Source organism: Enterobacter sp. SENG-6, from assembly GCF_001605945.1.
Classification (GTDB): domain Bacteria; phylum Pseudomonadota; class Gammaproteobacteria; order Enterobacterales; family Enterobacteriaceae; genus Enterobacter; species Enterobacter cloacae.
This window is the reverse complement of record NZ_LOMM01000043.1, coordinates 1-6,334: the sequence shown is the minus strand read 5'-3', so window position 1 is coordinate 6,334 and position 6,334 is coordinate 1. Positions and strand designations below refer to the sequence as shown.

The window sequence follows — 6,334 nt, the reverse complement described above, 5'->3', positions numbered from 1 at the left end:
ATTTCAGCGCAGACAATCACATCACTGCCCGGTTGTATGCGCGAGGTTACCGACTGCGGCCTGAGTTTTTTAAGTGACGTAAAACCGTGTTGAGGCCAACGCCCATAATGCGTGCACTGGCGCGACATCCGACGCCATTCATGGCCATATCAATGATTTTCTGGTGCGTACCGGGCTGAGAGGCGGTGTAAGTGAACTGTAGTTGCCATGTTTTACGGCAATGAGAGCAGAGATAGCGCTGATGTCCTGCAGTGCTTTTGCCGTTACGCACCACGCCTTCAGTAGCGGAGCAGGAAGGACATCTGAAGGAAATGGAAGCCACGCAAGCACCTTAAAATCACCATCATACACTAAATCAGTAAGTTGGCAGCATTACCCCAGTGATGAATCCTATTGGTCGGGAATGGTGATGTCGCATCTTCCCGGTTTCTTTGTGCCCCGAGTTGTGCTCCAGATCAAACTAATCGCCAGTTTTGCATGTTATAAGCATAGAAAGGTTAAATTTCAAAAAATTATAATGCTGACCTGGAGACCTGAATATGTATTCATTTATTGCGCGACAGCCTATTTTTGACAGGAAAATGCAGACCGTCGCATATGAATTGCTTTTCAGGGTCGGAATGAAGAATTCTTTTCCCGATGTTTCGCCTGAATATGCAACTTCCAGGATGATTTCCGACCAGTTTTTATGCATTCCGATTCCCCGCATCGCTGACAATCACAGCTCATTTATCAATGTTCCGCACCGGATGATAATCAGCGGGCTTGGCGATACCTTGCCGAATGATAAAGTGGTTATAGAGATCCTTGAGGATGCCATTCCTGATGACGAGCTTTTCCTGGCGGTCAGGGAACTTCACGACAATGGCTATCAGCTGGCACTTGATGATTTCACGCTGGACAGCGCCTGGGACCGGTTTATGAGATATATTTCGGTCATTAAATTTGATGTTCGGGAAAAAACTTACCATGAGATTGATCGCTATCTCACCGAGAAAAAGCACTTGCTTCACGGCATAAAATTTCTGGCTGAAAAAGTTGAAACAAGAGAAGAGTTTGAGCTTTACAGCCAGGCCGGATTTGTTCTTTTTCAGGGGTTTTTCTTCAGCAGACCGGAGATCATCCGAAACAAATGCCTTTCTCAGAATCCGATGGCGCTTTCCAGCCTGATGATGGAAGTTAACAGGGAAAGCCCGGACTTTACCGTGCTTGAGCGATTACTGAAAAATGACCTGACTTTATCATATAAAATAATGCGTTATGTAAAAAACATGCTGTTCAAATCACACGGTATTACTCCGTCAGGGGAACTTACTCTGAAAGAAATGCTGATGTATCTGGGGTATAACGAAATCCGCCGTTTTGTTTCGGTGGCTGCTCTTTCCAGCATCGGGGTTTCGGGTGTCAGCGAACTTTATCATCTGAGTATGGTTCGTGGAAAATTTTGTGAATTAATTGCCGGGAAATTAAACCTCGCTTCATTATCCTATAACGCGTTTGTTTGTGGTTTGTTTTCTTTGCTGGATGTTATTCTCGAGCAGCCCATGGATGATTTAATTCAACAGATATCGGTTCCCGGAAATGTCGCCGATGCTCTTTGCCTGCATAAAGGCGAGCTTTTTGACATACTTAATCTTTCTTTGTGTTATGAGAAGCTTAGCTGGGAAGAGACAGCTGAAATATGCAGAACACTGAATATCTCTGAGTTCTCTGTTATAGAAACAATGCAGAAAGCCACTAAATGGGCTGATGAGCTCGCTGTATGTTAGCTATTTGACTCATATGGTTAAAGATTTATTTTTCTGTATCGTTTTAGATTAAAGAAATCCTGACAAAAGTCGTTATATCAGCCATCCCAACAGAACGAGACAATACTATTATGACGTGGAAAACCACACAGGGGCGGGTTACCCTCCTTCTTATCAGCTTTTTCGTTGTTTTAATTATGGTTACTTATTTCGTTATCAAAATATTTGTTTCTCCGAAAATCATTGATACCGAGGTAATGACTCCAACTTACTGATAGTGTTTTATGTTCAGATAATGCCCGATGACCTTGTCATGCAGCTCCACCGATTTTGAGAACGACAGTGACTTCCGTCCTGATGTAGCCCCCGACAGCAACGGGAGCCTGTCGTTCCCGTTTTGTCAGCCATAACCTTCCGGCATGGTGTTCGCACTGTGCCGGTTTTTTTACAGGCGGCAGAGATAATGAGTGAAATAAATCCCCGTCAGGCCAGATATGCAGACATGTATGCGAGACTGACCGACCAGATGCAGTCTGTCCGGATCATCCTTGAACAGATGGAAGGACACGAGTACGCCGCAATCAGCACCTACATGAATAACATGGAGGCGATTGCCCGCTTTTACGAGGTGGCCGGAGGAAGCCTCAGTGAACCAGACTTCCTGAACTATCTGAAACAAAAAGACCTTAATCTGTTTGTTGAAATTCTCGCTGTGGGGCGAGCCGTTTCTCTGATGAAAAACCTTCTGGTGAATATAAGACGTATCCTTGAAACGGACAGCGGACTGAGCCGACAGGGAACCATGCCGGAATAAGTCAGCTCAGAAAGCGGCGGCTGTATCACAGTCAGTTTTTTCATGACTTAACAAAAATAAGAGCATTTAGGTATGTGTTTCAGGCGATAGATTCAGAAAAAATAGTATAGGCTGGAAACAAATAAAATCAGCTAGATTGATTCGCCGCTCCATCCCCGTGAGAGCGGCATTTTTTATGCCTGAAAGCTCTGGAGACCAATGTTCACTGGCACAACACCAGGCCGGAGAACCCGTGCAGTTAAAACTACCAGACTGTGTAGATTTATATGAAATACGGAACAGGTTACAGTAATGACTAACCATACATTATCCTCTCCATATGGATAATATATTCAAAATAAACCTCAGAAATTTAATAAAGGTAAGGGAGACTAAAAGATGATAGCCCGATTTTTTATTCGCTGCGTGGATTATCTTAAAAATGACATAACCCGATATATAAGTGTCTTTTTCATTTTAGGGTTTGTTTTTTCTTATACAGCATACAAAACCGGGGGGGAACCAGCGTTAAAAATCATAGTCGACTCGTTTGTTAGTACCGATCCACTATTTTTGACTTTTTTAAAGGCAGCATACATCGCAGGATTACTGGTCATAATAGTTACCGGCTTTATCAGTAAGGCAGGCTGCCGTTATTACAGGAAATTAATTAACTGCATCTTCTCTGTAGCTGAAGAAATGGTGGCTTTATATGAAAACATAGCACTATTGCTCGCAGGGTTCTGCCTTACAGGCATGTTACTGGGGCCACAAAAATCACTTCCGGGAATTGTATTCATGCAAATTATGATTTTCTTTACTCTTTTTTATGCCTTCAATTTTTGCGTCAGAAGCGAAGTAAAATTCATTATGCATAAACGAACATAATATACCGAATTATCCGTTCAGTATCGGACCTGTAAAAACGCTGCCCCTAACCAGATGCGTTTCGTTTTCACTCAGGCAGCCAGTGATGATGAACGTAAACGGCAAACCAGTTACCCGGTTGATGCCCCTGCATCAGCAGGACACGCCCGTGTTAATCATTCAGGGCATTTCCAGGCACCACTTCATCGGCAATAGCTGAATGCAGGCCATCCCCGCTGCCAGTAGGCCGGTAGCTGTGGGCGAAACCCACAGATACCGGTGTGCCACATAACCGGCTTCCCGTAACACGTCAGCAAAGGCCAGAACCATACAGTCTGCACCGTATGCGGATTCACGAAGGGTTAGAAACGATTTCCCGCAAAATCTCTCCCTGACCTCCCAACTATATCCGGGCGTTGCGTCACGGTTCCTGCCCGTCCCGGAGTCTGAACGCATTAACCAGTGAAGACAGTGTGTCGGCCTGCTCAGACATTGCCCTTGCCGCACTGGCTGACTGTTCAACAAGCGCAGCATTCTGCTGGGTGGAGGTATCTATCTGTCCGATCGCCTGATTAATCTGGCGTACTCCGCCACTTTGTTCTGTTGCAGCCTGAGCAATTTCCACGATTATCTGGGCGATCTGCCCGGCGTTCACCGACATCTCCTGCATGACTTCACCGGCCCGGTCAATCAGGTCACGGCCAGACTGGGCCTGTTCCACTGATTCATCGATCAGCCCCTTGATATCTTTGGCCGCCGTGGCACTCTTCTTCGCCAGACTACGAACTTCGGCTGCTACAACCGCAAATCCCCGTCCGGATTCACCGGCACGCGCTGCCTCAACGGCCGCATTCAGTGCCAGGATGTTGGTCTGGAAGGCGATGGATTCAATGACGTTAATAATATCCGCCATTCTCTGGGAGGACTGGTGAATGCCTTCCATCTGACGGGTAGTGGCCTGCATCATTTCTGTATTACGCTTAACAATACTGCCCCCTTCCTGTACAAGGGTCTGTGCCTGACGGGCGTTTTCTGCCGTATTTTCTATAGTGGCCGTCAGTTGCTCCAGTGCAGACGCCGTCTCAACGAGTGCACTGGCCTGTTCTTCAGTACGGGAAGAGAGATCCTGGTTTCCGGCCGCTATCTGGGAAGATGCCGTTGACACCGAAGAGGAACTGTCGCGAACCTGGCTGAGCATGCGGCTGATATTAATACTTGTAGCTTTCAGCCCGGACAGCAGACGTCCTGTTTCATCTTCCGGATAACGTTCACGGAACGCGGTTGTCATATCTCCGTTGCCGGCAGCCTCTATCCCCTTCATGGCCTCATCCAGCGGGCGGGTGATACTGCGGGTAATGATGATCATGATGCCAATCCCCGCGATAATGGCCAGCAGCGCCACAATGGAAAAGATAATATTGTCACGAACCAGACTGGCAGCCAGGCGCTCCATTTCATCATTCAGGACGACGTTAATGTCATCCATCATGGGTTTCAGCTGGTCTGACAGGCCATTCAGGGAAGCAGCACTTCCGCCCTTTGATACAGCCTCGTCATGAGCGGAAAAATATTTTTGCTGCTGAAGTACTACCTTTTCCCAGAGCTGTTGCCCCTCCCCCAGATCTTCTGGTGAGACTGTGTTCTGCATGGCGGTAATGGAATCCTGAAGTTCCTTATATTTTTTCTGATACGCGGCAGCATCGTTATCAGCGAGAAATTCCTTACCGGCATCGATAATGGCCAAATTGATATCATATAACTCATTCACCGTTGCCGTACGCGCCATGGAGCCTTTTATCATGGCGTAGTTATACTGGTTAACCAGAAACAGCCCAACTATAAATACCAGCAGTGCGCCAAACCCCAGCGACAGTTTTCTGGCGACAGAAAGATCCCTGAAAATTCCCATAAAATCTGTATTCCTCACTCTGTAATCGTTTAAAAAGGCATGCATCCTTCATAACCATCAGTTTACGGCCGGCACTTATTTCCTGCCGGGCATCCTTCACCGGGAGTAGTTATGAAAATGTGAATATATTATCGGCATGACAGGAGTAAACTTGATGGTATTTCCCGTTAAAGTGATGTAGCCCCCTGAAACACCAGACAGTAGTGTCAACGACGGGTAAAAAGTGATCCACTTACAACTCCACCGACGGTCTAATATTGATCCACCGTTTTACTCAGGATTAGCTTCAGCGATAACCCCGGCCTTTCGTTTCTGTTTCAGTCGATAGCTCTCTCCTTTTATTTGAACAACGTGTGAGTGGTGTAAGATCCGGTCCAGCATCGCGGATGTCAGCGCCGCATCACCGGCGAACGTCTGATCCCACTGCCCGAACGGCAGGTTAGAGGTCAGGATCATCGCGCTCTTTTCATAACGCTTGGCGATGACCTGGAAGAACAGCTTTGCCTCTTCCTGGCTGAACGGCAGATAGCCTATTTCATCGATGATGAGCAGCTTTGGCGCCATCACGCCACGGTGAAGCGTTGTTTTATAGCGCCCCTGGCGTTGTGCCGTGGACAGCTGAAGCAACAGGTCTGCCGCCGTAGTGAAGCGAACCTTGATACCCGCCCGTACCGCTTCGTAGCCCATGGCTATTGCCAGATGCGTTTTCCCCACGCCGGATGGCCCCAGCAACACGATATTTTCGTTGCGCTCTATGAAGCTCAGTGAACGCAACGACTGGATTTGCTTCTGTGGGGCACCGGTGGCGAAGGTGAAGTCATACTCCTCGAACGTTTTCACTGCCGGGAAGGCCGCCATCCGGGTATACATCGCCTGTTTACGCTGATGCCGGGCCAGTTTTTCCTCATGAAGCAGATGCTCCAGGAAGTCCATATAGCCATGGTCAGCCGGACCATGGGCGTGTCGCGTGCGCAACTGTCACTGCGGATTAACCGTTCTGCCGACTGGCAGGACAGG

General features: G+C 47.5%; 4 protein-coding genes and 3 pseudogenes. 3 read left to right on the top strand and 4 right to left on the bottom strand.

The genetic code is table 11. From position 1 onward, the window contains the following. Positions 1-322, bottom strand: a pseudogene (locus tag AX755_RS24780) (IS1-like element transposase); the annotation flags it as partial. A 217-nt stretch (positions 323-539) separates the two neighbouring features. Between AX755_RS24780 and AX755_RS17890 the strand changes: the two are divergent. Then, positions 540-1,769, top strand: coding sequence for an EAL and HDOD domain-containing protein (locus tag AX755_RS17890; RefSeq protein WP_044597283.1), 1,230 nt, complete (start codon positions 540-542; stop codon positions 1,767-1,769). Between the two features lie 247 nt (positions 1,770-2,016). Here the strand turns inward: AX755_RS17890 and AX755_RS24775 are convergent. Then, positions 2,017-2,112, bottom strand: a pseudogene (locus AX755_RS24775) (IS1 family transposase); the annotation flags it as partial. Between the two features lie 99 nt (positions 2,113-2,211). On the opposite strand from AX755_RS24775, the gene AX755_RS17885 reads away from it, so the two are divergent. Both AX755_RS17885 and AX755_RS17880 read left to right on the top strand, forming a co-directional pair. Then, positions 2,212-2,562, top strand: a complete 351-nt coding sequence (locus AX755_RS17885; protein WP_045890747.1) for a hypothetical protein — start codon at positions 2,212-2,214, stop codon at positions 2,560-2,562. A gap of 378 nt (positions 2,563-2,940) precedes the next feature. Beyond that, positions 2,941-3,429 (top strand): hypothetical protein, encoded by a 489-nt coding sequence (locus AX755_RS17880; RefSeq protein WP_045269685.1) that lies wholly within the window; start codon positions 2,941-2,943, stop codon positions 3,427-3,429. A gap of 400 nt (positions 3,430-3,829) precedes the next feature. Here the strand turns inward: AX755_RS17880 and AX755_RS17875 are convergent, their stop codons facing one another. Continuing rightward, positions 3,830-5,317 (bottom strand): methyl-accepting chemotaxis protein, encoded by a 1,488-nt coding sequence (locus tag AX755_RS17875; RefSeq protein ID WP_062857183.1) that lies wholly within the window; start codon positions 5,315-5,317, stop codon positions 3,830-3,832. Positions 5,318-5,587: 270 nt separating this feature from the next. Next, positions 5,588-6,253, bottom strand: a pseudogene (gene istB, locus AX755_RS17870) (IS21-like element ISSen3 family helper ATPase IstB); the annotation flags it as partial. Positions 6,254-6,334: the final 81 nt, after the last annotated feature.

Coding starts and splice junctions, on each gene's coding strand:
- AX755_RS17875 (WP_062857183.1), bottom strand. CDS start 5,317: ATGGGAATTTTCAGGGATCTTTCTGTCGCCAGAAAACTGTCGCTGGGG.
- AX755_RS17890 (WP_044597283.1), top strand. CDS start 540: ATGTATTCATTTATTGCGCGACAGCCTATTTTTGACAGGAAAATGCAG.
- AX755_RS17885 (WP_045890747.1), top strand. CDS start 2,212: ATGAGTGAAATAAATCCCCGTCAGGCCAGATATGCAGACATGTATGCG.
- AX755_RS17880 (WP_045269685.1), top strand. CDS start 2,941: ATGATAGCCCGATTTTTTATTCGCTGCGTGGATTATCTTAAAAATGAC.